The following is a 25023-nucleotide window of genomic DNA, read 5'->3' as shown; positions in this document are numbered from 1 at the left end:
ACAACGGATACCTTCGAACCCCCTATGAAATCCCCGGCACCACGATTCATCCCGTCTGAAGTGTTGGTCAAGTTCAAGGACGGGATTTCACAGGAAAGGATCGCGGCCATCCTGAAGGATAACAGGATCGACGTGATCGCTGAAATTCAACGTGGACGCCTCTATCACGTCAGAATCTTGGACGATCGGTCGGTTGAATCTGCGATCAACCAACTCTCTTCATATCAGGAGGTCGAGTATGCAGAACCCAATTATCAGTACAAATCGCAGAAGTAGTGTGATGAGAATTGCGCGCTATTGCGGCGGGGCCATCCTGGGAATAGCAACCGTCGGCGTCGCATTGTCGGGACTCATGCCGGGAGGTCGCTTGGTTCACGCGGAGCAGAAACGGGCATCCGACGGAATGGCCGCGTTATCAGGGGAAGCACGTCACCCGGCGCAATATGTACCAGGGGAGGTGCTCGTCAAATTCAGGGATGATGCGTCCTCGTCGGCCATCACGTCTCTGAATGCAAGTGTGAGCACCCAAGAACTCAGCGTATTATCTGTGACCGGCAAGACGATTCACCAGTACAAACTCAAAGGTGTTTTGTCGGTCGACGAGGCGGTCCAGAAGTACCGACGTCATCCCGCTGTTGAATATGCCGAACCCAATTATCTCTACTGGCCAAAAACGATTCCCAACGATGACCAGTTCGGCACGTTATGGGGCCTCCATAATACCGGTCAAGTTGTGGACGGAACAGCAGGACGGGCAGATGCCGATATCGATGCGCTGGAAGCCTGGGATATCAGCACGGGGAGCCCAAATGTGATTATCGCCGTGATCGATTCAGGTATTGCCTACGACCATCCGGACTTGGCCCCGAACCTCTGGACGAATCCAGGAGAAATCCCTGCGAATGGAGTCGATGACGATGGAAACGGGCTGGTAGACGATGTGCATGGATGGGATTTCCTCATGAACGACAGCGACCCGATGGACCCTGTTGCCCTTACCGCACGGCAGGAGCTCCAACCAGCTCCAAATCCCGGTCACGGTACTCACGTTGCCGGGACAATCGCTGCGAGAGGGAACAATGCCACTGGCTTGACGGGCGTCATGTGGACCGCCAGACTGATGGCCCTGAAAGCAGGGGGCGTGGGTGGTCTACCCTCGTCCGCCATTCTCAGCGCCGTCCACTATGCTGTCGCCAAAGGCGCGCGCGTGATCAATGCGAGTTTTGGAGGTTCCCGTTGTAGCCTTGCTCAGTTTGACGCGATTAGCGCTGCGCATGCAGCAGGGGTGCTTGTTGTTGCAGCGGCAGGAAATGGGCAATCGGATAACGACAACGTACCGAGCTTCCCCGCAAATTTCAGTGCTCCCTCGGTATGTGACGGGCTGCAGAAGGCTGCGCTTCCGAACGTGATTGCCGTCGCCGCGACGGATCAGAATGATGAACTGGCGGGCTTTTCTAATTTCGGGTCCACCACAGTTCAGGTGGCGGCGCCAGGAGTCCGCATCAACAGCACAAAGCCCACATCAAACGTCACGAACGTTCTGCTCCATACCTTTGATTCCAACCCGACCGGCCTCGGGTATGTCACTGGGGGGACCAATAATACCTGGGGGTTCACTAGTGCTGCCTCATTCAGCCCTCCGAATAGTATGACAGACAGCCCCGGAGCCGACTATCGAGACAACACCAATTCGTTCGCAATGGGACCTGTGTTCAGTACGGCAGGACAACGGGGCTGTCGGTTTGACGGTCGGGTCCACCTATCGACCGAGGCAGTAGTTGATGGAATGTTGGATGGAATGTTGGATGGAATGTTGACGGAGTCATCCGGCGATAGTGGAAACAATTGGGTTCTAGGAAGCTGGTTCAGTGGCTCGTCAGATGGACAATTCGTTCCAGTGACCTTTGGCGACATCCCGGATGGTAAGGCCGACAGGGCACGATTCCGATTTCGGTTCGTGACGGATGGGAGCATCGTCTCGGACGGGGTGTACTTGGACAATGTCCGTGTCGCCTGTGTCGCTGGTTCTCCTTCGGGCTCGACGGATTATCAATTTCTCCAAGGCACTTCGATGGCCGCTCCGCATGTGGCGGGACTCGCCGGCTTGTTGCTCTCGGTGAATCCCAACCTCACCGTAGCCCAACTCAGGAACGCAATCCTGAGCACAGTGGATCGGAAGCCGTCCTTGAGTGGAAAGGTGTCGACCGGTGGGCGAATCAATGCTCGGGCCGCGTTGGCCAGTGTTGTGGCAAACTTCACGGTCACGGTCAACAAGGCGGGCGCAGGAACCGGCACGGTGACATCCAGTCCATCCGGAATCGACTGTGGAGCGACCTGCAATGGACAGTTCACCCAGGCTAGCACTGTAAACCTTACTGCAACACCCGATGCTGGGTCTGTCTTTGCAGGGTGGAGTGGAGATTGTAGTGGACCGAATCCCTGCTCGCTCACCCAAAATGCGACTGTAACCGCAACCTTCAATACCGCGCCACCCCCGCCGGTTTCTGGTGAGAACGGCGGAGGCTGCACTCTCGCGCCCGGCACAACTGGAGATATGTTGCTACCTGCCATGCTGCTCATGTCTCTCGTTGTCTTGTTGTGGAGGACAAGACACCGATGAGACCGAGTTTCGGAACGAGTGGAGTGCGGTCACAGCTGATCGTCAGAAGCCATTTGCTCAAAAGGACTTGGAAACCTATGACTTAAGAATCACTCAGACATCGCGCTGCTTGTCGACGGGACGGTAAAGACTTCGTTGAGATCGCTGAAGGAACCGCCGGGAGTCGGTCCACCGCCGATCACATAAATCCGCCCTTGCACCACCGCCGATCCGAGACCGTGACGGGCTGTCGGCATCGGTGCCATACGCTGCCAGGTATCACGCGCAGGATCATATGCTTCATTCTCTTGGAATGTTCCCACCGCCCCTTCGCCGCCGAATACGTAGATCCTCCCTCCGGCGACAGCGGCAGTGATGCCGCTGCGCGCAGTCGGGAGATCCGAGACCCGCATCCAGCGGTCGGTAGCAGGATCGTACCTTTCCACAACGGCCAGATTCTGAGCATAGTCCCCATTCACACGTCCACCGATCGCATAAATCTTTCCAGCCACATCTGCGGAGGCGAGATGATCGCGAGGAGTCGGGAGAGAAGCCCGTGTTGTCCAGCTGTTGAGGAGGGGATCGTAGACTTCGACCTGCGCGTTATTGGCTTTCCGATCGTAGCCGCCGATGGCATAGAGCTTTCCCTCATGTTCGGTCACAGACAATGCACCGCGTGCCGTCGGCATCGAGGCACGCTCGGTCCAACGGTCCGTAGCTGGATCATAGGAATATACCGTCGCCACCGGATTCCAAACCGTGAAGGCGGACTTCGTGTATCCGCCGATGACGTATAATCGACTGTCTACGACGGCGATCCCGACATGGTGTAGACCGACCGGCATAGGCGCGTTAGAGGCCCATCGGTCGGTTGTGGGATCATAGACTTCGACCGACGGCGTGATCCCGAAATTCAACACATTGCCAAAGCTCGGCTTTTCAAATCCGCCGACGACGTAGATTTTTCCATCCAATGCCGCAGCAGCCACCTCCGTTCGCTTCGTTGGTATCGGTGCGGCGGTATGCCATGTTCCCCGATCTGATTCGGGCTGCGCTGATTCGCTGGATCTCGGTAGTGCGATCAGGAAGAACCCCGGGAGGATCAGCATCGCAGACCTTGCAACCAGCAGGGCGCACCAGACTGACAATCTCATGAGATGCGACATGCCCTCATTCTATACCTCTTTCACGTCCTGCGGCAGGATCAGCCGATACCGCTGCGTTGACTCGTCTCCTATCGTTTGTTACTCTCCGCCCGGGTTGAGGAGTCCTGAGGAAAACAGACCATATGAACATCGCGGAGTATCTCGAACAAAATCGGATCGAAGTTGATAGGTTTTTGGATCAGGTGGCGCCGCCGGCTGCTGTGCCGCCGACGACGCTGCATGACGGTCTGCGCTATAGCCTGATGGCGGGCGGGAAACGGATTCGTCCGATCCTCACGATCGCCGCGGCAGAAGCGATTGGAGCCACGGCCCCCGGACTCATGCCGGTGGCTTGCTCATTGGAACTCATCCATACCTATTCGCTGATCCACGACGATCTCCCCTCGATGGACAACGACGACTTTCGCCGCGGCAAACCGACAAACCACAAAGTGTACGGCGAAGCGATGGCGATTCTCGCAGGTGATGCGCTGTTGACGATGGCATTCGACCTGATCAGCAGGCCGGATCTCATGAAGGGCTGCGATCCGGTCCGGCAAGTCCGCATCATTCAAGAATTGGCCTCCGGTTCCGGCAGTATGGGCATGGTGGGTGGCCAGGTCTTCGACATCCAGGCCGAAAACCAGGATATCGACCTCTCCACCCTTCAGAACATTCACAAGCACAAGACCGGCATGCTGATTCGCGCGGCGGTCCGCATGGGCGCCATTGCTGCCGGGGCAACAGATCGCCAACTCGACGACCTGACCGGCTATGCCGAAGACATCGGTCTGGCCTTTCAGATCGCCGACGACGTGCTGAATGTGACCGGCACGAGGGAAGAGCTTGGTAAAAATCCGAACACCGACGCCGAACGAGGGAAGAAAACCTATCCGACGTTCTACGGCGTAGAGGGAGCCAAGAAACTGGCTGATGACTGTGTGGCGCGCGCCATCAACCGGCTTTCATCCTTTGGTCCTCCCGCCGATCCATTACGAGAGATCGCCCGGTATATCACGGCACGAAAAAACTAATCCTGAGTGCTGAGCTATGACTCCTGAGTTCCTGAATAAAGTCCCCTATCTCGCTCAGGACTCAGCACCCAGAACTCAGTACTTCCCCTCTAGATACTCAGCCCTCGGCACCCGGCACTTCCCATGAAGGCATTAGTCACAGGCGCGACCGGATTTGTTGGAGCGGCAGTGGCACGGGCCCTCGTGCGAACCGGCATCGAGGTTCGCGTGTTAGCGCGACCAGATTCTGACTCGCGGAACCTTGACGGTCTTCCGGTTGAACGAGTCGCAGGGGACCTCCGCGATCCCGCATCCCTGCGTAAAGCCATCACCGGCTGCCGCCACCTCTACCACGTTGCAGCGCATTATGCCCTGTGGGCCAAAGATTCCTCGATCTTCTATGACATCAACGTGGCCGGCACTAGAAATCTGCTGGAAGCCGCGCGTGACGTCGGTGTGGAACGCACGGTCTATTGCAGCACCATCGGCGCGATCGGCTTGCCGCCAGGCGGAGGGCTTGGAACGGAGAACACACCGGTGTCGCTCGAACAGATGGCCGGCCACTATAAACGTTCGAAATACCTGGCAGAGCAAGAAGTGCACAAGTTGGCCAAAGAGGGATTGCCGGTTGTCATCGTGAATCCCAGTGCGCCGGTGGGAGAAGGCGACGTGAAGCCGACGCCCACAGGACAAGTCATTGTCGATTTCATGAAGGGTCGGATGCCGGCCTACATTGAAACCGGCATGAACATCATCGATGTTGACGACGTGGCCACCGGCCATTTGCTCGCCATGGAGAAGGGCCGACAGGGCGAACGGTATATTCTTGGCTCGAAAAATTTATTGCTTCGTGAAGTGTTTGAGATGCTCAGCGAGTTGACCGGCCTCAAGGCCCCAGCCCTGAAATTACCGAGAGCCGCCGTGCTCCCGCTCGCCTACCTCAATCATTGGTCGGCCAACCTGACCGGCCGGCCGCCACGCATTCCGCTGGAAGGGGTGAAGATGGCCAAGTATAAGATGCACTACGATTGCAGCAAGGCGGTCCGAGAGCTCGGCTTGCCGCAAAATCCCCCCGAAGTGGCGCTGGAGAAAGCCGTGCAGTGGTTTCGCGACCATAAATACGCCTGAGGACCATTCAGGATCCGGTTGTGAACCATGAGCGCTCAGCTCTTCTGAAAGCTCACAACTCAACGCTTGATGGAAGCCTTCGATCTCTTTATTAAGACAATCATCCTCCGCCCCTATGTCTTTATTTTCCTTGCCGCATTTCTCTTTTCCTCCATCCAATTGATCGGCTGGCCGCGCACCTGGTGCTTCTGGCTGATCAGCTGGGCGACGGCATTTGTCTGTGAGTTTTCTTCAACCCGAACCGGCCTCCCATTCGGCTGGTACTTCTACAACGGCTCGACGGTGGGCCAGGAGCTCTATTTCTCAAACGTTCCGTTCATGGATTCCATCTCATTCAGTTTTCTCCTCTTCGCGTCCTACTGCGTGGCGATTGGACTCCTGCTGCCGTTTGATTCGTCTCCGAGAATCGAACGTGCCCTCGTCAAGCCATTGCAATTCGATGTGGAGACCCGCACGAGTTGGGCGGTTTATGCGCTGACCGCATTCTTGTTCGCCTTTATCGACATGGTGATCGACCCCGTCGCCCTGCGTGGTGATCGTTGGTTCTTGGGCAAGATCTACTACTATCCTGACCCGGGTTGGCATTTCGGCGTCCCGTTCGCAAACTACATAGGCTGGGCTGTGGTCGGACTGATTTCGTTGGCGATCTATTTCCCACTGGACCGACGACTCCCTCCCATTTCATCGCCTTCTCCGATTACACAACGGCTGTTACTGGGTGTCGGTCTGTATTATGGAGTCTTGGCCTTTAACCTCAGCCTGACGTTCTGGATCGGGGAATCCTTTATGGGAATGAGCGGTGTGCTGATGCATCTGCCTGTCTTGCTCATCTTGATCGTTCGGCTGACTCGGGCCAATTAATGGCCGCCGCTTGCTGAATGGGTGGTATTCACTTTGCGGAGTTGGTAGAGTGACAAGACAGGTTTTCTCATATGCTCAAGATTCTATTGTCACTACTGGCTATAGCGGGACTCTTGTCGCTCAGCGGAACGCTCTGGCTGGGATATGGACTGTATGCGAGCGGCTTCAGCGCCAGGGTTGAACCGCCTCCGCTTGAAGTAACCATGGTACGACAATTTCGCCGTTTTGCTATTCCAAAGGCGGTCGGCAACATGCCCAATCCTGTTCCCATGAGTCCAACCGTGTTGATTGAAGGGCTTGATCATTTTGCCGACCATTGCGCCGGTTGCCATGCCAATGACGGCAGCGGTGAGACACAGATCGGTAAAGACGTGTACCCAAGAGTACCGGACCTGCGCCGCCAAGAGATACAATCGATGTCCGACGGTGAACTGTTCTTTATCATTCGTAATGGCATCCGCTTCACAGCGATGCCGGCCTGGGCGGAAGGCGACTTGGATAAGGATAGAGGAAGCTGGAAGTTGGTGCATTTCATACGGCATTTGCCGCACCTGACCCACGAGGAACTGGAGCGCATGCAGTCGATGAACCCCAAGGCTCTTCACGAAGGCTCCGAGCACCATCACTAGTCGTTGAGATGTTAAAGAACTTTGACGATCTGATCAGAAGCTGCGTGATCCTGTTGGTGGCCTGTGCATTGCCTAGCACCGTCCTGGCTGCCGACACAGACCTTCATGTGTTAGGCATTGTGACGGCCATCGATGCGACGCACGTCGAGGTCAAAACAGCCAAGGGACCGATCGTCTCAGTCCTGCTCAGCAAGCAGGTGAAGTTCAGGAACAAGCTCGACCCTCAATCGAGCGACCCGCCCGGCGTGGACGACCGTGTCATCATTGAGGCCACCAAAGACGACAAGACCAAGAAGTTGTCCGCAACAGTGGTTCATTATTCACCCGTAAAGACTACCTCACCACCTCGGTAGGCGATGCCGACGATTCGCTTTGAGAGAGCCGTACACGAGTCGCCGTTCCACGGAGGAGCGCGCCATGCTCTCATGCGCGTCCTCATCACGGGAATTGCGGTATTCTTGGCGATTTCGATTGTCCCCGGCTTGGATGCAGACGGACTGATGGCCGGCATCGCAGCGGTCTTGGTCCTTACCTTCCTCAACGTCATCTTTCGGCCTATTCTTTTCCTGCTCACCTTACCGCTGATCGTGTTTACGCTCGGACTTTTCCTCGTGGTCTTGAACGCGCTGCTGTTGGAATTCACGGCGTTCCTGGTGAAAGGGTTCACCGTTTCAGGATTCTGGCCCGCCGTCGGAGGCGCGTTGATCATCAGCCTGGTCACGACCGTCCTCAACAGCTGGACCGTCGACCGGCGGACTCTCACGGAACTTCCGGACGAACCGCGTCGTCCTCCAAGAATCATCAACCCGGATTGAACCGCCCGACCATTCACGTCAAACCGTTGCGACAGTCCTGCGAGGCTGTAGCTATTCGCCGATGTTCCGGCTACAATGCACCCGCTCGCACGTGACCGTATGACCAGTTCGATTCCTCAAACAAAGTCGTCCCCTGAAACGCACCTTCAACGGACGTTGAATACCGCGTTGAACGACATCGGCACGGATGCCGCCTTGGCGGCCGTCTTTCATCAAGAGAACGGGCCACTCGTTGAACATGCGTCGCGGGGGTTCACGCCGAGAGATGTCCAAGCCATTCTCCGTACCCTCTCGACGCAACGCGCCGCGGCCTTGACCCCGCCTGTCCAAGATCAGGATGGTGGGCGTGCCATCCGCCTGCGGTTGATTACTCCCGGGGCAAAATCCCTGCTGGCCGTCCCGCTTCGCCACTTCAATAGCGTCTACGGTTGCCTGGTCATCGGACGGAAAGAGGCTGCGGCATTCTCCAAGAAAGACAAATTCCACCTGGAGCAGATGTGCGATGACATGACCAAGGCGCTGGACCGCGAAGGACTCTTCAATAGCAACGTGGTGTTGAGTCGTTCGTACATCACTCAGGAACCGGCTTCTCCGCAGCAAACCGGAGCGGACCTGTTTCCTCCCATGACCAAGCATTTTTCACCTGAGCTTCAAGAAAGGATCGAGGCGGTCTTGGGCGAGGCTGACCAATACGTGACATATGACCGCGCCTGGGCTTGCTACTATGATCCACTGGCCGGAAATGTCGAGGTATTGGGAATCACCGGCGACGTGAAAGCAGACCCAAAGGACGCCAAGAAAGATTTAAAACCCGGGCAGCGCCTGACGCTCGACGGTTCGGCGGCGGGATGGGCCGTCCGCCATCGCAAGCCTCGTGTGGATCACGATCTGGCTTCTACCCAGGGACGTTTTCTCGATCATAAACATCTCTTCAAGGACCTGTTTCAGTCGTCGCTCGTCGTTCCCTTCTTCGTCAAAGGCCAGGTCGGCGGGACGCTTACGTTGGGGTCGAAAGACCCACAACGGTATCAGACCACCGATGCCCGGACGCTGGAGCCCATTATCCTCAAACTCTCGGAGGTCTTACAGTCACCTGCGCCGCAGGCTGCCGCTCCTTCCCCGGCGACCGACGTCGGAACACCGAGCCTCCAACTGCCTGTGGCCGTCCCGTCCGAACCCATTATTCGAAAACAAGAACGTCAGGCCGCGATCGGCGAGTTCAGCGCCTTCTTGGCGACTGAAATCCGTGAGCCCCTCGCGTCCATTCGATCGCAACTCGAGGAAGTAACCGGTGAAGGAATCCTCGACTTCGACCCTCAGACACGCGTCGAAAATGCGATGCGGGACTTGATCCGCATCGAAGCGATCCTGAACGAGATCCTCGACTACGCGAAGCCGATGGAACTCAGTCGTCATTTATGCCGTATTCCGGAGGTGCTCGAGAGCGCGCTCGTGGTGGTCGGAACCGATCTGGAAGCGACCCGTATCCAAGTCACCAAAGACTACGCCAATGTCATCGCGCCCGTGCGCGGCGATGAGGCCAAGCTCCAACAGGCGTTCTTGAGCATCTTCCGGAACGCCTGCGAAGCCATGTCTCCCGGCGGCCATCTCCATATTCAGGTCACCCAACATCGAGCCGGACGAGGGCTCGAGGTTCAGATTCTCATCCAGAATGACGGAGTCCCCATCCCGGCTGAAATCGTCGACAAAGTCTTCGAGCCCTTTTTCACCACCAAGCGCTCGGGAACCGGACTGGGTCTCTCCAGCGTCAAGAAAATCGTCGAGGAACACGGGGGAGCCATTGCAATCGGCAGCGCCCCCGGTGAAGGCACGACCGTCACCATTCGTCTGCATGGTGTGAGTCGCGGTCCGACGTTTCGGCATCGTGGCCGTGGCCGGCGTCATCCTCGGCGACCGAATTGATAGGTCCGGCTTTATCTCGTCCTCGCCCCTCGAATGATCTGCGCCTCGTCATGACAAGACGGGAATCAAGAGACAACGTCTGTCCTAGCCCACATTATTCATGACGGTTCGTGACGAAACCGCCAAGACGCCAAGCGAGACGGGCGCGTGGAGCCCCGAGAGACCAAGGCGTACTTGAAACAGTACATCGAGGTCGCGAGGGGTGAGCCCGCCCGCCGACCGCGCGAAGCTCGCGGCCAGGCTTGTCGCAGCGGCGTATCGGCGGTTGCAGTAGAAGCGTTCATGAATAATGTGGGCGATCTTGCCCGTTTGACAGAAGGGTCCTCCCTCGCTATGATTCAGCTCCAGATTGGCTATCCGGATTGAATTTTCTGAACGTACGACTTTTATCCATCGCCATAGCTCAAAAGGGAGAATGGGTATGAAACCTCTTACCGGTGCAGTCGCGACAATCTCCTCGATCCTCCTTGTATGCTCGGTGGCGTCGGCCAATCCGGCACTGCTGCCCAAACATGACGGCTACCCTATGAAGAACGATGGCAGTCCCGTGAACGGCCAGCCGACGGCGAACGACCCCGGCCAAAAGGACGCGCACGGAGCATCCACGCTGTTGAAATCAGCGGAGTCCGTCCAGAACGCCGAACAGAAACTGGTAAAGACCGACAATGCGAGAATCACGAAAGAGCAGGGTGCCGGAAGCCTTCCAAACGTAGACGGGCCTCAGATCCAAATTGCTCCGCCGGTGACCTCAGGGACCAAGATTACCGGTGATCGCCAGATCGACTAGCTTCTTCCATAATGCATAATGAAGCGGGGGAAATCTTTCCAGGGTTTCCCCCGATCCGCCGGCCTGTTCCTTTGCCTATCCAACAAAGGGCATCTTTTAGCCACCCCCACACAATCGAAACCGCCAGGGTTTTTTCGCCCACGTTCCCGCATAGTTGACCCCGATTCTCGGGAATGTGCCGACCCGTTTACGAGGAATCCGTGCGCCTCGATCTTCGAACCAAAGGGATCGTCCATATGTCATGTCGAGTCGATTCAAAGACCGATCGATGTCCAACTCTCTGCAGAGCTTCCCCGGACCATCAATCAACTCTCCCTCGACTTCAATCGCTCGAATGAGTACCGCTGCTGGAAACTCGGCCCGCTCTGTCACCACATTCAACATGTGGTACATCCCATAAATGAGGTAGACATATGACATTCCCGGAGGACCGAACAGCGCCTCCGTCCTTGCAGTCCTACCTTTCGAGGCGTGGCAAGCTTTGTCCTCGGGACCGATATAGGCTTCCACCTCGATGATTTTTCCTGCGACCGTCCCCTTCCCGTTCTCACGCACCAGGTACTTGCCGACCAGCGACCGAGCCACCGTCAGGGTGGGACGATTGAAAAAGGTACGAGTGAGAGTCTTTGACATCACCATGCCCAGTGAGTGATGGCTGTTACATGCTGGGATTGCAAACGTACAATTCAGCTAATGCCCATTGAGCATAAACCATTCGGCAGGTCAAAAGTACCATGCCAGCCCTCCCATCACCGTTCGCGGATTCCCCGGCACGAAATGAATGTCCATCACCCCGGCCGGCTCGTTCTTCAGTCTTGATTCAAACGCAAAGATCGCCTGTTCCCAGTGGGTATCGAACAGATTCTGTACAAAGTAAAATGCTTCTAGGCGGCCATGAGGCAACCGGATCGGCAACCGATAGCGTTGTGTCCAATCGAAGACGAGCCACGAGGGCGATTTGATGCTCTGATCTTCGATGAGCGGCCTGACTCCGAGATACGTGGCCTGGAACTGTGACGTCAGCCCTGGCGGCCATGTCAGGATTGCGGCCCCATAGGCGGTGTATTCCGGAGCCAGAGGAATCGCGTCCCCGTTGCGGAACTTGGCGTCTGTCCAGGTGAAGCTGCCGTTGACATAGAGCGGACCCCACACTTGACCACGCGCGGCGACTTCAAAGCCCTGTCGTCGACTCGGCCCGCGAATTTCGGTTGTTCCCTCATCCCCGACAAACACGAGTTCGGACTGGAGGTCGATTCGCCAAGCCGTGGCGGTCAATTCGAGTCCCTCTGGCCCCCAAGGCTTGGATCGGACACCAACCTCATAGTTCACTGAACGAGCAAGCGGTGAACTCCCCACTTGTACGGCGGATCGCGCATCGTTGCTGTGAAACCCTTCTCCATAGTTGACAAAGAATTCCGTCTTCACCCATGGCCCGAGAATCATGTTCATTTTCGGAAGGAGTATGCTCGAGCTTGTGTGTCCGCCCGGCTGCTCCGCACAAGTGGCACAGAGGTTCTCCACATCAAAGGTAAATGTTGTCCAGCGCAATCCGCCCGCCAGCCGCATCCAGGAGAGCGGCTGGGCCTCGGCCTTGACGAACGGCTCATAGGACACCTCGAAGACGTCACTGTTTGCCGTCGTGCCGGTCGGGGTCCTCTTCGTTTGCGTGCCCAACTTGGTGTGGATGTCATCCACTCTCGTTTGAAATCCGACCGTCCCAATGACCGGGATTCCTAGAATCTCTCCTCGTTGTTTGTAGCCGAGGTCGCCGCCATAGATGCCACGGCGATCGTATTGCGCAATACCGTCACCGTTAACGGGATCGTTGAGAAAGAACGTAAAATTCGTAAAGAGATCCAGCCGGTAATACTGTCCGTAGGCATTGGCAAAGAATTGCCCTCCCGTCGTCGTGTCGTAATGGTAGTTCAATCGGACCGTACTCCGGAGCGTGTTGCCGCCCTCGGAAGGATCGATGGAGCCGAACCGATCGATCAGTCCTGCATAGACTGCACGTTGAGGAATCTCCCCGGAGGCATTCCACTTCGAATACTGAAACGTCCCCGTCAGGCTGATTTCGTCGCGCCCGGTGAAGTTCGTGGTGATTTTCCCCAGCACATTGGTGCGAAAGTAGTTGTTGTCGTTGATGAACGGGCCGTTCGTGTCGTAGATTTCCCCGGCGAACAACGTGCGGATTCTGTCTTTCGTCGGCGAGAACATCAACAGATACCGCTGCGTGTCGAACTCCCCGCCCATCGCTTGCGCGATGCCTTCTCGAACGACTTGTCTGGTCTTGAAATTGATCGCCCCTGCCACATCAAAATCGCCGATCTCCGGGAGATAGGCGCCTTTGGAGACATCGACGCCTTCAATGGTTTCAGGAATGATGAAATTCAGGTCGGCATACCCCTGCCCATGCGCGTGTGTCCGGAGGTTGATCGGCATGCCGTCCGTGAAGAAGGCGACATCCGTTCCATGGTCGGCATCGAATCCGCGGAGAAAATACTGGTCCGCCTTTCCTGCCCCGCCGGAATGCTCAACCGCGATCATACCGGGGATCAAGCGAAGAATTTGGGCCGGTCTCCCTTGAGGCTGCAGCACGATCTCTTTGTCGGGAATGAACTGTTGAGAGGAAGCCGCCACCGGTTTTTCACCGATGACCGCAACTTCCGGCACTTCCAATTCGGGCTCCTCAGGGTCGTGAGCTTGGGCCGTTTCCCAAACGCTCAGGACCACTGCAAACGCAAGCACGAAGGTCATGGCGCGTGTCAGGTCCACAATTCCTCATCACGGATTCTGTGGACGGATGAGACGTCCACGATGGCCTTACGACAGCCGACTCATCGACCGGCGCAGACCCTCGTGGTCCGGCAATGACTCTGATGGAGAAAGGTCTCGGCTGGACTATCGAGACAGGCTGACGAAACGACGGACCCGCGAGAGGGACCGTGTGATCAGCACCTCGAGTGAATGATCCTCGGTTCCCACGATTTCCATGTGGGCGCGATTTACCGGCAGCAAGACCTTCTTGGCCTTGGACGACAACACGGCAGCCACGAGCTCCGGCGTGATCTCTCCCAGCATCGCCCCCGGCAGAACCAGGTTGAGGGTTCCGAGAATCACCTCGGCCGACGGAACGACTGCGACGATCGCTTCGATGCCCACTTCGACCCTCGTGGCTCCTGCTGCTTTCATGACTTCGGCTGCGACGGTATTCGTTCCTAAGCCGATGATGTCGCAGACCTTCCCTAGTTGGAGATTGAGTCCAGTCACGAGACGACCGCCCAATCCCCCACCCCGACCATCTATGACGCAAATTTGCGGCTTCATGAGGATGCCGGCGCATTCATCGCCATACTGTTGGGATGCTGTTCTACTCATACGAACCATACCTTCCTTCACCGGGCGAGCGAGTAGACAAGCGGGACCGTGATGGCAATTTGAGCTCGCCCCAATTCATGCCGCAAATGCAGGGGACTTGCTTCGCGTATGGTTTCCATGGCGGCCATATCCAATTCCTCATAACCTGAGCTCTTCTGTACCGTCACTTCGGCCAACTGCCCATCTGCGCGAATCACCGCGCGCAGGAGCACCTTGCCTTCCAGGCCGTTACTGCGGGCCGATGTCGGATAGCGTTTTAATTCCGCCAGCCGCTTGCTGACCGATTCAATCAACCAACCATAGTCGGCGCGGCCTGCAGGCGCTTGTTGAACCGTTCCGGGCACAGGCTGAGGCGGCTCAGGAGAAGCTTGAGACATCGCTGATTCTTTGGGGACAGCAGCCATTTGTACCGATTCTGTCCGCTCAACCATCGGCGGCTTGTCGCCGTCCGGGGATACATGCCGAACCGGTGTGCTGGTATCGACGCGGCTGGGTGGCTCGTCATGAGCTATAGGATTGGACACCGGCTCGACGTGCTGCGCCTCCTCAAACTTGGTGACCTCCTTGACCGGGGTCGCATCCATCTGGGCGACAGCTTCTTGATGCTGCTGGACCGCAGCAGGCGGCGTCTGAGCCGGCGACCGCTCCATTATTGACGTCGTTTCAACGAGTCGCTGCTGTCTTTCGGTGAGACCAGGATTCGGTTTCCTGGTCGGCACGACCTGAGAAGTCGTGGTCACGGGCTGCTTTGGCCGGACCACGGCTTGCGGCGCTGGTTCAGGCAGCCCTGCAGCCTGAGCTCCCGGTTCGACTGACTGCACTTGGACCATCTCAACTAACGATACGTTCCATTGAAAGATGTCCTGCACCGGCAGCGATTTCATCTGGAATACCAACAGCATCGCGAGGATCACCACAATTCCGTGCAGAGTGACCGATATCGCCCAAGCCTGAGCGAACAGCCGATGTTCGAGCGTCCCAATCACCTCATCACCGCCTTAGCCGCAGTGTCGGCGACAAGTCCTTTCGAGAGGAACAACGACCGATGGTCCAACCATCCTTTCTTTCCGGTAGAAGATGTTTTTGATCTCCACATGGAAAGCTGCTGTCCGTAACGACCACTAAACCCGAATGGTTTTCCACAAGCAGGGGTCATCAGCTGAGCCCTTTGCCCGTCGTCGTCGTCGTGAGCTTGCCGTGCTTGACGCCCTTCACACTGACCAACGCGTCGGCCACCTTGCGAATTTCAGAACCCTTACCCTTTACCACCAACACTTCAAGACAATGGTCATGATCGAGATGCACATGCATACCGGACAATATTTGTGCATGGTAGTCATGCTGAATGTCCGTCAACTTGCTTGTCAGGTCCCGCACGTGATGGTCATACACGAACGTGATGGTGCCGACCGTTTCCTTATTCTCATCCCATTCTTGACCGACTAAATTGTTGCGGATCAGATCGCGTAAGGCTTCCGATCGGTTGGTGTATTTCCGCCGTTCGATATGGCGATCGAAGGCGTCCAGCAAATGATGATCGAGCGAAACGCCGAAACGCACCAATTTTTTCATGGTTTGCTTCCTCTCTATGGTGGCACGAGTTTTACTTTAGTAACACCATAGTGCCATGGAAATCAACCGGCGATTCTCGATTCTGAACGTCTTACGGAAGTTCGGCTGCGGTTGGATTCACGAGCGGGTGAAAAACCTGTACCCGATGGCTACTATTGCAACAGCTCGTTCTGGGGAGAGGAAATCACGAGCAGCAGACATCCGTCATCGGTCGAGGTGTCATAGTGTACCGTGCCGGCTTCGGCGCGATGATAGTCCCCTACCGTCATCTCACGACCGGCGATCCTGCATCCGCCGTCGAGGACATAGAGCTCTTCCACTGCGGTGTGACGATGCGGGGCATAGCTGGTGCCGGGTGCAAAACGGAGGAGGGTGGTGGCCCTTCGGGAAGTCGGATCGAAGGAGAGCAACTTGGCCATCACTCCCGGAGCGATTCCCCGCCAGGCTCCCTCCGACGCCCTGATGAAGGTGAGCCCCTTCGTCGGCTGTTGAAACGCGATCTTGGCTTTCCAATACCTAACCCGCTCAGAGGTCACGAGGCGAATGACAAGAGTCCGCATGAAGTTTGAACCGGCTGTCCAACAAGATCGTAGCCAAGAGAACAGGAGACCGGAGTCTTGAGGAGGACGCATCCTACTCTCATCCAATCTCCCATCGCCTGTTGAAACAGATGTTTCCTTCTGGACATGCATCGACTCTTCGAGTACAAGCCGGACATCCGAATGTCTTTCGATGCGGGACATGAGCCGGTCGCGTAGGGAATCCGACGGCCTTACAGGAGCGGAACCGAGGGCCAGTGTATTGGCGGTTCGCTCAAACTGTTCGAGTTCCTGAGCAGCTTCCATCGCAATCCGGACGACAAGCCGTTCGCGAAGGGTCGCGGAAGGCGAAACCGGAGCCACAGCATCGGCCAAAGCGCCAGTGGTCGCGTGATAGGCCTTCACCGCTTGTCTCAAGAGATCCGACTCTCCCTGGAGTCTGACCATAAAGGCCTGACGATCCTCAGGATCCAAAACCCCGAGGGCATGGAGCATCGCCTGCTCTTCCAATTCTTCCGGCAACTTTTCAGTCACAACGCCAAACCATCCTCATAGGGCGCGAGCGCTTCGCGCAATTTAATCATACCCAATCTGATTCTCGTCTTCACCGTACCGAGAGGCAGCTGCAGCTTTTCCGCGATTTCACTTTGACTTAAGCCATAGAAATAGGCCAGTGCGATCGCTTGCCGCTGCTCTGCCGTCAGTGCCGCCAATGCCTCTTGTACATACCGTCGACGCTCTTGGCCTTCGACATCCTGTTCCGGCGTGTCGTCGTCGCTGGCAAATAGTTCGACGGTTTCCAACGATTCGATACGTCCATGTTCGGCCGCCCCGGCGCGAAACCGGTCGATCGCCCTTGTACGTGCCAAGGTCATCAGCCAAGCCCCCGGCGCCCCTCTTGTCTGGTCATAGGTATGGGCCTGGCGCCACACTTGGGTGTAGACGTCTAATGTAACTTCTTCGGCTGCTTCACGATTGTTGAGAATCTTGTAGATAAAGCCGAATACCTGGGGACTGGTCCGATCGTAGAATGAGGCGAGCGCGGCCTGATCGCCCTGCGCGATCAATGCAATCAGTTGCGCCCATTCTTGGTCTTGGGCCGGTTTGGTGGCTTCCCCTGACATGACCAACATACCAATCCCCCCCATTAGATGATACGAGAACATGGGGGGATTGGATTTGCTGAATTGAGCCGTTTTGTGCCCTGTCTCTCGAAGGGACTCGACTATAACAGCAGCCGATAGACCCCGCAAGCAGACCTTCCTCGCGAAGAAATCCAAACGACATCGTGTCTCGTAGTGAAGAACAGACCGCCGGCAGGTCCTGATTCAAGAGATGACTTTCTACCACCATCAGTAACCGTGAGAGGAGAGCAGAGTCATGAAACCACCCATGTTTTGGCTTCTCGGCGTCCTCTGCGCCGTCGGACTCTTGTCCGGCTGCAGTGGGAACGACAACGTGCCGATCATCACGCCAAGCGGACCGACTGCCGCCGTGGACGATCAGCGCAGTCCGCAATCGGATGCGCTCACATCGGATGAGGCAGTGTTGGTAAGCCTAGCTAACTCGGAACCCATTCCGGCTCCACTGCCGGACCTGTAATCCAACCCGCTCATCGGGCGGAACTGTTCAGTTCATAGGGAGGACACCATGTTTGCTCGAATTCGATCACTTATCCTGACCGTGCTGACACTGGGTATGGCGGCGCCGGTCTTTGCAGCCAGCCATCGCGAAGCCCCGATGATCGCGAATGATCCGACAGCCGATATTACCGACTTTTATTTCTTCCGCAGCTGGGAAGATTCCGATAAAGCGATCCTGATCATGAATGTGATTCCGAGTCAGGAGCCAGGGTCAGGCCCCAACTATTTCAACTTCGCGGACGACGTGCTGTACGAAATTCATATCGACAACAATAGAAATAACATCGCAGGAGACATTGTTTATCAAATCCGGTTCAAGACTGAGATCAGACCTCCAGGGAACGTGTTCCCATTAGCCTATGTCGCATTGCCCCCGATCACGGCCCTGACTGGTGGCGGATCGGAAGGCCTGCTTGTGCGGCAAAGCTATACCGTCACGGAACGGCGCTACGGTCAATCACCGCGTGATCTCGGCACCGGTCCCATGTTCGCCGTACCGTCGAATGTCGGCCCACGTACGATACCAAAGTACGAAGATCTGGCAGCCAAGGGGATCTACCCATTGAAGAACGGAGGGAGAGTCCTCGCGGGTCAGCGGGATGAGACCTTCTACATCGACTTGGGGGGAACGTTCGACACGTTGAATCTACATATCTCCCCGATCCTTTCGGATGCAGACGATGCCAACGATGCCGTCATCGTCGGAGCGCCGGGCTCCGGGAACGCCGATACGTTCAGCGGTTTCAACGTCAACACCATTGCGTTGGAAATTCCCATCAGCGAGCTCATCGGCCCGAACGGCAATAAGGTGCTCGGCGCCTATGCCACCACGAGCCGACCGAAAGTCAGCGTCATTAAGAAAAACGGCGACCGTGACAACAGCACTCGCTTCGTACAGGTGGCGCGTATGGGGAACCCGCTCGTGAATGAGTTAATCATCGCGACGAATATGAAGGACAGGTGGAACGCCACCGATGCGGAAGACGAGAACGATTTTGTCTCGTTCTACTGTAACTCCGCGCTTGCAACAGCGCTCAATACGGTGTTCGGCACCGGATTCCCGACGACCAATCGTGAGGATCTCGTGAATGCCTTGCTTCGGTACGCTCCGGGACCACCGGCCTGCGGCTCCGGTAAAACCAACGAAACGCTGGCCGAGCTCCTGCGAGTCGACTTGGACGTCCCACCGACCCAGGCTGCCGGTCAGAAGCGACTGGGTCCGCTCGCCCATAACGCGAGCGGCAACGCCACACCGGATCGAGCAGGCTGGCCGAATGGTCGGAGGCCGAACGACGATGTCACAGATGTGGCGTTGCGCGTCGTGGCAGGAATCCTGACGAACCCCGCCGTGCCGAACCTTGGGGACGGCGTGAACTTCAACATCGGTGCAGTCGGCAGCAACAAGACAGTCAACGGGATTGCCACGGTGTTTCCGTTCCTTCCGACGCCGTTCGACGGACGGGACCGTCGGCATATCGATCCAAGAGAGCCACTTCCATAGCGATCGCCAAGCGGGTGCCGCACAGAAATGCGGCACCCGCGCCATCACGAGAGTAGCCCTATGATTCGAGCTCAATCTCTCACCGTGATCACCGTGCTCGGATGGTTCACGCTGAGCCAAATCGGCATTGCTTCCCCCGAGCCCTATCAACCAACGGATGATGCACAGGTCCTGGAACGACTTACCTTCAAAGCGTCCGATCCCGTCGTGCGCGAACTCGAAGCCTTGCGCATCGACTTGCGACGAAATCCTCGCCATCTTGAATCCGCTGTAAAACTCGCCACTCGCTACATCGACCAAGGTCGATCGGAAGGCGACTCTCGTTTTCTTGGGCAAGCACAGGCGGTCCTTACCCCTTGGTTGAACGAGCCGACGCCTCCACCGGCCGCACTCCTACTTCGTGCAACAATCAGGCAGAACGCACACGAGTTCAATGAGGCCTTAGCCGATCTTGACCGGGTATTGGACACCCAACCGACCAATGCCCAAGCTTGGCTCACCAAAGCATCCATTCTCCAGGTACAAGCCCGCTACGAGGAGGCGCGACGAGCCTGCCAGCGACTTGCACGGTTGGCGGCATCCCATGTGCTGCTGGGCTGCTTGAGCGATCTCGCCGGCGTGACTGGTCAATCGGCGAAAAGTCTGGAGCTACTCCGGCAGGTGCTTGCGGATTCTGCCCTCTCCGGTCGCGAGCGAATCTGGATTGCGACCATCCTGGCTGAAATAGCGACCCGCACCGGGGCCATTCGAGAGGCTGAGCAGTCTTTCTCTGAAGCCGTCAAGGTCGGCTTGAAAGATCAGTACTTGTTGAGCGCCTACGCAGATTTTCTGCTGGATCAAGGCCGCCATCGAGACGTCGTCTCCCTCCTCCAATCTGAGACGAGAGCCGATGGATTGCTCCTACGTTTGGCGCTTGCGGAACAAGCGTTGAAGCTGCCCACATTCCAGAAGTATACAGCCGAACTGGCGGCCCGCTTTGCCGCAGCTCGGGAGCGAGGAACGACTGTCCATGTGAGAGAAGAAGCACGGTTCACGTTGGCCTTGTTGCACGATGCCGGACGGGCGCTGCCGTTAGCCCAGGCCAATTGGAACGTCCAGCGGGAACCGGCGGACGCCAGGATTCTCCTAGAATGTGCGCTCGCCCACAAGAACCGATCGGCGGCACAGCCGGTGCTTGATTGGCTAAACGCCAACCACGTGGAAGACTTTCGGCTGCGACAACTCGCGACACAGATTCAGGAGACCACATTCTAATGCATACCTTGTTCGTCGTCATTGCCTGGCTTCTACTCAGTCCTCCCGCTTGGGCCCATAAGCCCAGCGACAGCTATCTTTCCCTGGCTGTTCAGAACGATCACGTTGAGGGGCAATGGGACATCGCCTTGCGTGATCTCGACAACGCGATCGGATTGGATAGCGATGGAAACGGCGAAATCACCTGGGGAGAAGTCCGGAGCAGGCATGACGAGATCGTTTCCTACGCGCTTTCTCGTCTCGTCTTATCGGCTGATAAGCAAACGTGTAAGACTCAGGTGCTGGAGCAACTCATCGATCACCACACAGACGGAGCTTACTCAGTCCTGCGTTTCCGTTCCGATTGTGGCGGGCATATTGAACGACTCCGCGTGGACTACCGACTCTTGTTCGATATCGACGCACAACATAAGGGGCTCTTGCGTCTAACCCAAGGAGGACAAACCAGCGCCGCCATTTTCAGCCGGGAATCCCCGACCCAGGAATTCTCGATCGCCGAACGGTCACACTGGAACGAAAACATCCAATTCATTCGCGAGGGCACCTGGCACATCTGGCTGGGGTTTGACCATGTCCTGTTCCTACTTGCTCTCTTGCTTCCTGCTGTCTTGATCCGGGCGGAAGGTCGTTGGCAAGCGGCGGGGGAATTTTCATCGGTGTGCTGGAACGTCGTCAGCATCGTCACGGCCTTTACTGCGGCCCATTCTCTGACGCTGAGTTTAGCCGCCCTGGATATCGTCAGGCTACCGTCTCGATTGGTGGAATCGACCATCGCCGCTTCAGTTGTGCTTGCAGGACTCGGCAATTTGTATCCAATGATGATAAGTCGGCGTTGGCTGGTGGCTTTTGGCTTCGGCCTGATTCATGGATTTGGATTTGCCGCGGTCCTAACGGACCTCGGCCTGCCTCATGACTCATTGTTGCTGAGCTTGGTCAGCTTCAACGTCGGAGTGGAAATCGGCCAACTCGTCATCGTCGCCACATTCCTACCACTGGCCTATCTGATCCGCCGAACCTGGTCTTACCCCAGATTGGTGCTCACCGGCGGGTCTCTGGCGGTGATCGCCATCGCACTCATCTGGTTCACCGAACGGGCCTTCGATCTTCAGTTGTTTCCTCTATAACCGAATGCTCATGCTAGAGGCTCAGTGTATATGACTGAGCGAGGGCTGCCATCATATGAATGGCAGCGGCTGCGACTCTGCAATCCGCAGTCTCCCTAATGCCGTCCTCCCCAACCGCAGTAGCCATGTGATGTGAAGCCATCTGAGGTCGAAGACGTTTGGCAACCAAGACAAATTTTCGGCAGAGAGTGTGCAAAAACTTCCAGCTTCCTTTCCAATTGACCGACTTTTGTAGAATTGCCGAGACATTATAATCTGATTAGTTACATTGCATGAAATTTGCTTCCCCAAGAGTCGTGGTCGATTCTGCAAGCTCCTGATGCGACCTAGAAGGGAAGATTTACAAACATGAACACATTACAGAACTGCTTCAATTCATTTAGAGCAGTGATGACACTACTGCTCGCTCTTCTTATTGTCGGATGCGATAACAGCGGTGGTAGCGGTACCGGTACTGGTACCTTGGGTGTTTCACTAACCGACGCACCGGCCTGCGGGTTTGATGCGGTGAATGTTACCGTAAGCAAGGTCCGGGTGCACCAAAGCGGCTCTGCAACCGACCATACTCCAGGGTGGACTGACATCACGCTTAACTCTCCTCGGAAGATCAATCTGCTCGACCTCAACGACCCGACGCAGCCTAATCTCGCGCTCGACAGCCTTGGCGACACGCCGCTGGAGGCAGGCCATTACACGCAACTGCGCCTGGTGTTGGTACCGAACAGTAATAATCCCCATTCGCCCCTCTCCAATTCTGTTGTCCTTTCAGGCACAACCACTGAGATCGCACTTGATACGCCCAGCGGAATACAAACGGGAATTAAGTTAAACCACCAGTTCGACGTGGGTTCCGGGCAACGTGTTGATCTAGTACTGGACTTTGATGCCTGCAAATCCGTTGTGACGCGCAGCAATGGCACGTACGCACTCAAGCCGGTTATCAAGGTCATTCCCATTGTGCTGAATGGCATCCAAGGTTTTGTCGATACATCGCTGCTTGCCAGCAATGTCGTCGTGTCAGCCCAGGCGAATGCTGAAATCGTTCGTGCGACGATGCCGAACACGGCGACCGGCGAATTCTTTCTCGCCCGTCTTGGTGCGTCGGCATACCCGGCAAAATACGACGTTGTGATCACCGCAGACGGTCATGCGATAGCGGTCATAGCTGCAATACCGGTTGCGAGCAGTACTAGTATCACAACAATCAGCACCAGTGTTGTGCCCTTTACGTTGCAAACCTCCACATCGCAGAGCCTTAACGGCACGGTGACATTGAACCCAGTGGACGATGGCGGGACCGTCCTTGTGGCAGCGAAGCAAACGTTGAATCCCGGTCCAGCCGTGACGGTGAAATCGCTGGTCGCCACTCTTATAACCGGCAACCCAATCGGCAACTACTCGTATGCTCTGACCCTGCCCGTTGTCGCACCATCACTCGGCCAATACAGCACCACTCTCCCCATTACCCTTACCGCCGCTGCGCAATCCGCGGTTGCAGGTGTTTATACTGCCGAGGGCTCCGCGCAGACCGATACAACGCCTTACACAATCCAGACCCCATCGCCTTCAACCGTGAGTATTCCCGCCACACAGAACTTTACCTTGACACCATAAACCCACCCGTAATGCGGGGAACGCACCACGCGGATCTGAGGTCCGGGCAGGTCATGCCCAAACCTCAGATTCCCGCACCCTGACTCTTCTGAATAGTTGAAATCCTCTAACCAATGACGATGCCGAGAACAAGTGGCAAGCTGGTGTCTTGGTCTATCATTCCAGTGGTGATTCGGGACCTATGCTAGAACTCACTCTCCTGTGGCTAAACTGTGGCAGAACTATCTTGTCCGACGGGGTTTTATCGGTTCCTCGTCAGGCTTTTGATCCTTTGTAAGTGATTGAGATAGAAACGATGAGGTGCTATCAGGCACTATAGTCGCTGGGTTTGTGGAGGATTCAAATCTCGCCCCCTCCGCCATTAATTCCCAGGCAATTTTCGCTTTTTCAGCTGAAACTGTGGCTAACCTCGGCGACCTCGATGCCCCGGCGGGGACGCATAACGGAGGGGTCTATCTCCTTCACCGCTTCTTCACATGGACTGGACTGAAACACGCCTGTTATCGAAACTTTCCCCGCACTCTCTGATCGTATTTTTGAGCTACGCGTAACGAGAGCCTGTGCTTCTATCGTCCTCTTGGAGTTCCGGAGCGCTCTCGCAATTCATCGAGAATATCGGCAAAACCGATTGGTGCCTCTATTATCGAACTCGACTTGCAGTTTCTTGTAGCGTTTGATCAGCTGTGGTAGTTTCTGAGTCATTCCTTTTGATGACTCGCCATCGGATGAAAACGCATGACAACTGATTACAACGTGATTGCAGAGCAGTATAAGCAATGTAAAGAGCATCCGTGGCGTTCGCGGATCGAGACGTATTCCATAATGAAGCGCCTCGGGAATCTTGAAGGGAAGAAAGTCCTTGATGTCGCCTGTGGTGAAGGTTTCTACACACGCAAACTCCAGCAATGCGGTGCGGGCGACGTCGTAGGCATTGATCTCTCCGAGGTCATGATCCGTCTAGCCCTCGATCAGGAGTCGCGTCATCCGTTGAGTATTACATACCGCGTCGAAGACGCTTGTACAGAAAGCGCTCGGCAGGAGTTCGATCTAGCGGTGTCGGCCTGGCTCTTGGTCTACGCACGTAACCGAGCCGAGCTCTTGTCCATGTGTCGGGGGCTAGCGAGCCGTTTGAAGCCCGGGGGACGGTTCGTCACCTTCACAGGGAATCCCAATCTCTACTCCTTCAGAAATGCCGACTACCGGAAGTATGGTTTCAGTATTACGCTCACAGACCGCGCATACGAAGGAGCTCCAATCATCTGGACGGTCTATCTCGGCGACTCCTCATTCGAGATCGAGAATTACTACTTACCCATGAAGGCGTACGAGACCGCGTTTATTGAGGCAGGATTCCACGATTTTGAGGTTCATTTGCCGGAGGTCTCTCCACATCCGCAGGGTGTGGATGATGGGGCATTCTGGTCGGATTACCTCGCTCACCCTCCTGCCGTGCTGATCGAATGTGTGAAAAAGTAGCCAGAGGAACGTTGTGAACCTT

25 protein-coding genes are annotated in these 25023 nt (G+C 56.3%); 17 read left to right on the top strand and 8 right to left on the bottom strand.

Annotation, left to right across the window (positions count from 1 at the left end):
• The first annotated feature begins 24 nt into the window (after window positions 1-24).
• Both P0120_19350 and P0120_19345 read left to right on the top strand, forming a co-directional pair.
• Entirely contained in the window at window positions 25-276 is a 252-nt protein-coding gene (locus P0120_19350; GenBank protein MDF0676465.1) for a hypothetical protein, read from the top strand.
• Complete coding sequence (locus P0120_19345) at window positions 239-2620, top strand: S8 family serine peptidase (protein ID MDF0676464.1); 2382 nt, start codon at window positions 239-241, stop codon at window positions 2618-2620. The genes P0120_19350 and P0120_19345 overlap by 38 nt, the downstream gene beginning before the upstream one ends.
• A gap of 89 nt (window positions 2621-2709) precedes the next feature.
• Here the strand turns inward: P0120_19345 and P0120_19340 are convergent, their stop codons facing one another.
• Window positions 2710-3753, bottom strand: a complete 1044-nt coding sequence (locus P0120_19340; protein MDF0676463.1) for a kelch repeat-containing protein — start codon at window positions 3751-3753, stop codon at window positions 2710-2712.
• A 134-nt stretch (window positions 3754-3887) separates the two neighbouring features.
• Here P0120_19340 and P0120_19335 point away from each other — a divergent pair, with 134 nt between their 5' ends.
• The 9 genes from P0120_19335 (at window position 3888) to P0120_19295 (ending at window position 10900) form a co-directional block, all read left to right on the top strand.
• Complete coding sequence (locus P0120_19335) at window positions 3888-4778, top strand: polyprenyl synthetase family protein (GenBank protein MDF0676462.1); 891 nt, start codon at window positions 3888-3890, stop codon at window positions 4776-4778.
• A gap of 123 nt (window positions 4779-4901) precedes the next feature.
• Complete coding sequence (locus tag P0120_19330; protein MDF0676461.1) at window positions 4902-5885, top strand: NAD-dependent epimerase/dehydratase family protein; 984 nt, start codon at window positions 4902-4904, stop codon at window positions 5883-5885.
• 69 nt (window positions 5886-5954) lie between these two features.
• Window positions 5955-6746, top strand: coding sequence for a carotenoid biosynthesis protein (locus P0120_19325; GenBank protein MDF0676460.1), 792 nt, complete (start codon window positions 5955-5957; stop codon window positions 6744-6746).
• 71 nt (window positions 6747-6817) lie between these two features.
• On the top strand, window positions 6818-7375 hold the full coding sequence (locus P0120_19320) for a c-type cytochrome (GenBank protein MDF0676459.1): 558 nt from the start codon (window positions 6818-6820) through the stop codon (window positions 7373-7375).
• A gap of 8 nt (window positions 7376-7383) precedes the next feature.
• The gene (locus P0120_19315) at window positions 7384-7728 is read left to right on the top strand and encodes a hypothetical protein (GenBank protein MDF0676458.1); all 345 of its coding nucleotides are present in this window, start codon (window positions 7384-7386) and stop codon (window positions 7726-7728) included.
• A 72-nt stretch (window positions 7729-7800) separates the two neighbouring features.
• Window positions 7801-8190, top strand: a complete 390-nt coding sequence (locus P0120_19310) for a phage holin family protein (GenBank protein ID MDF0676457.1) — start codon at window positions 7801-7803, stop codon at window positions 8188-8190.
• Window positions 8191-8289: 99 nt separating this feature from the next.
• Window positions 8290-10113: an ATP-binding protein gene (locus P0120_19305; protein ID MDF0676456.1), complete on the top strand. Its 1824-nt coding sequence runs from the start codon at window positions 8290-8292 to the stop codon at window positions 10111-10113.
• 147 nt (window positions 10114-10260) lie between these two features.
• Window positions 10261-10479, top strand: a complete 219-nt coding sequence (locus tag P0120_19300; GenBank protein ID MDF0676455.1) for a hypothetical protein — start codon at window positions 10261-10263, stop codon at window positions 10477-10479.
• 55 nt (window positions 10480-10534) lie between these two features.
• Window positions 10535-10900, top strand: a complete 366-nt coding sequence (locus P0120_19295; protein ID MDF0676454.1) for a hypothetical protein — start codon at window positions 10535-10537, stop codon at window positions 10898-10900.
• A gap of 96 nt (window positions 10901-10996) precedes the next feature.
• Here P0120_19295 and P0120_19290 read toward each other — a convergent pair whose 3' ends face one another.
• The 7 genes from P0120_19290 to P0120_19260 form a co-directional block, all read right to left on the bottom strand.
• Window positions 10997-11533, bottom strand: a complete 537-nt coding sequence (locus P0120_19290) for a DNA-3-methyladenine glycosylase (GenBank protein ID MDF0676453.1) — start codon at window positions 11531-11533, stop codon at window positions 10997-10999.
• Window positions 11534-11623: 90 nt separating this feature from the next.
• Entirely contained in the window at window positions 11624-13675 is a 2052-nt protein-coding gene (locus P0120_19285; GenBank protein ID MDF0676452.1) for a TonB-dependent receptor plug domain-containing protein, read from the bottom strand.
• A gap of 126 nt (window positions 13676-13801) precedes the next feature.
• Window positions 13802-14278, bottom strand: a complete 477-nt coding sequence (locus P0120_19280) for a DUF3842 family protein (GenBank protein MDF0676451.1) — start codon at window positions 14276-14278, stop codon at window positions 13802-13804.
• 17 nt (window positions 14279-14295) lie between these two features.
• Entirely contained in the window at window positions 14296-15264 is a 969-nt protein-coding gene (locus P0120_19275; GenBank protein MDF0676450.1) for an energy transducer TonB, read from the bottom strand.
• A gap of 169 nt (window positions 15265-15433) precedes the next feature.
• Window positions 15434-15850, bottom strand: a complete 417-nt coding sequence (gene nikR, locus P0120_19270; protein ID MDF0676449.1) for a nickel-responsive transcriptional regulator NikR — start codon at window positions 15848-15850, stop codon at window positions 15434-15436.
• Between the two features lie 152 nt (window positions 15851-16002).
• Entirely contained in the window at window positions 16003-16923 is a 921-nt protein-coding gene (locus P0120_19265; protein MDF0676448.1) for a cupin domain-containing protein, read from the bottom strand.
• Complete coding sequence (locus P0120_19260) at window positions 16920-17522, bottom strand: sigma-70 family RNA polymerase sigma factor (protein MDF0676447.1); 603 nt, start codon at window positions 17520-17522, stop codon at window positions 16920-16922. The genes P0120_19265 and P0120_19260 overlap by 4 nt, the downstream gene beginning before the upstream one ends.
• A 247-nt stretch (window positions 17523-17769) precedes the next feature.
• On the opposite strand from P0120_19260, the gene P0120_19255 reads away from it, so the two are divergent.
• From P0120_19255 to P0120_19230, 6 genes are all read left to right on the top strand, one after another.
• Window positions 17770-17991: a hypothetical protein gene (locus tag P0120_19255; protein MDF0676446.1), complete on the top strand. Its 222-nt coding sequence runs from the start codon at window positions 17770-17772 to the stop codon at window positions 17989-17991.
• Between the two features lie 48 nt (window positions 17992-18039).
• On the top strand, window positions 18040-19533 hold the full coding sequence (locus P0120_19250) for a DUF4331 domain-containing protein (protein ID MDF0676445.1): 1494 nt from the start codon (window positions 18040-18042) through the stop codon (window positions 19531-19533).
• A gap of 60 nt (window positions 19534-19593) precedes the next feature.
• Window positions 19594-20787: a hypothetical protein gene (locus P0120_19245; protein MDF0676444.1), complete on the top strand. Its 1194-nt coding sequence runs from the start codon at window positions 19594-19596 to the stop codon at window positions 20785-20787.
• Window positions 20787-21911 carry a HupE/UreJ family protein gene (locus tag P0120_19240; protein MDF0676443.1) on the top strand — a complete coding sequence of 375 codons (1125 nt, stop codon included), beginning with the start codon at window positions 20787-20789 and terminating at the stop codon, window positions 21909-21911. The genes P0120_19245 and P0120_19240 overlap by 1 nt, the downstream gene beginning before the upstream one ends.
• A gap of 348 nt (window positions 21912-22259) precedes the next feature.
• Complete coding sequence (locus P0120_19235; protein ID MDF0676442.1) at window positions 22260-23525, top strand: DUF4382 domain-containing protein; 1266 nt, start codon at window positions 22260-22262, stop codon at window positions 23523-23525.
• A 735-nt stretch (window positions 23526-24260) separates the two neighbouring features.
• Window positions 24261-25001, top strand: a complete 741-nt coding sequence (locus tag P0120_19230) for a class I SAM-dependent methyltransferase (GenBank protein MDF0676441.1) — start codon at window positions 24261-24263, stop codon at window positions 24999-25001.
• The last annotated feature ends 22 nt before the right edge of the window (window positions 25002-25023 follow it).

The sequence above is a fragment of the Nitrospira sp. genome, assembly GCA_029194675.1.
Lineage (GTDB): Bacteria > Nitrospirota > Nitrospiria > Nitrospirales > Nitrospiraceae > Nitrospira_D.
Note: the sequence above shows the minus strand (reverse complement) of the source record. Positions and strands in the feature narration are given on the sequence as shown.

Bases quoted from the DNA above. Each gene is read 5' to 3' on its own strand.
- P0120_19235 (MDF0676442.1), top strand. From the start codon at position 22,260: ATGAACACATTACAGAACTGCTTCAATTCATTTAGAGCAGTGATGACA.
- P0120_19345 (MDF0676464.1), top strand. From the start codon at position 239: ATGCAGAACCCAATTATCAGTACAAATCGCAGAAGTAGTGTGATGAGA.
- P0120_19335 (MDF0676462.1), top strand. From the start codon at position 3,888: ATGAACATCGCGGAGTATCTCGAACAAAATCGGATCGAAGTTGATAGG.
- P0120_19325 (MDF0676460.1), top strand. From the start codon at position 5,955: ATGGAAGCCTTCGATCTCTTTATTAAGACAATCATCCTCCGCCCCTAT.
- P0120_19305 (MDF0676456.1), top strand. From the start codon at position 8,290: ATGACCAGTTCGATTCCTCAAACAAAGTCGTCCCCTGAAACGCACCTT.
- P0120_19290 (MDF0676453.1), bottom strand. From the start codon at position 11,533: ATGTCAAAGACTCTCACTCGTACCTTTTTCAATCGTCCCACCCTGACG.
- P0120_19295 (MDF0676454.1), top strand. From the start codon at position 10,535: ATGAAACCTCTTACCGGTGCAGTCGCGACAATCTCCTCGATCCTCCTT.
- P0120_19315 (MDF0676458.1), top strand. From the start codon at position 7,384: ATGTTAAAGAACTTTGACGATCTGATCAGAAGCTGCGTGATCCTGTTG.
- P0120_19245 (MDF0676444.1), top strand. From the start codon at position 19,594: ATGATTCGAGCTCAATCTCTCACCGTGATCACCGTGCTCGGATGGTTC.
- P0120_19320 (MDF0676459.1), top strand. From the start codon at position 6,818: ATGCTCAAGATTCTATTGTCACTACTGGCTATAGCGGGACTCTTGTCG.
- P0120_19330 (MDF0676461.1), top strand. From the start codon at position 4,902: ATGAAGGCATTAGTCACAGGCGCGACCGGATTTGTTGGAGCGGCAGTG.
- P0120_19240 (MDF0676443.1), top strand. From the start codon at position 20,787: ATGCATACCTTGTTCGTCGTCATTGCCTGGCTTCTACTCAGTCCTCCC.
- P0120_19260 (MDF0676447.1), bottom strand. From the start codon at position 17,522: ATGTTGGTCATGTCAGGGGAAGCCACCAAACCGGCCCAAGACCAAGAA.
- P0120_19280 (MDF0676451.1), bottom strand. From the start codon at position 14,278: ATGAGTAGAACAGCATCCCAACAGTATGGCGATGAATGCGCCGGCATC.
- P0120_19310 (MDF0676457.1), top strand. From the start codon at position 7,801: ATGCGCGTCCTCATCACGGGAATTGCGGTATTCTTGGCGATTTCGATT.
- P0120_19255 (MDF0676446.1), top strand. From the start codon at position 17,770: ATGAAACCACCCATGTTTTGGCTTCTCGGCGTCCTCTGCGCCGTCGGA.
- P0120_19340 (MDF0676463.1), bottom strand. From the start codon at position 3,753: ATGAGATTGTCAGTCTGGTGCGCCCTGCTGGTTGCAAGGTCTGCGATG.
- P0120_19230 (MDF0676441.1), top strand. From the start codon at position 24,261: ATGACAACTGATTACAACGTGATTGCAGAGCAGTATAAGCAATGTAAA.
- P0120_19350 (MDF0676465.1), top strand. From the start codon at position 25: ATGAAATCCCCGGCACCACGATTCATCCCGTCTGAAGTGTTGGTCAAG.
- P0120_19250 (MDF0676445.1), top strand. From the start codon at position 18,040: ATGTTTGCTCGAATTCGATCACTTATCCTGACCGTGCTGACACTGGGT.
- nikR (MDF0676449.1), bottom strand. From the start codon at position 15,850: ATGAAAAAATTGGTGCGTTTCGGCGTTTCGCTCGATCATCATTTGCTG.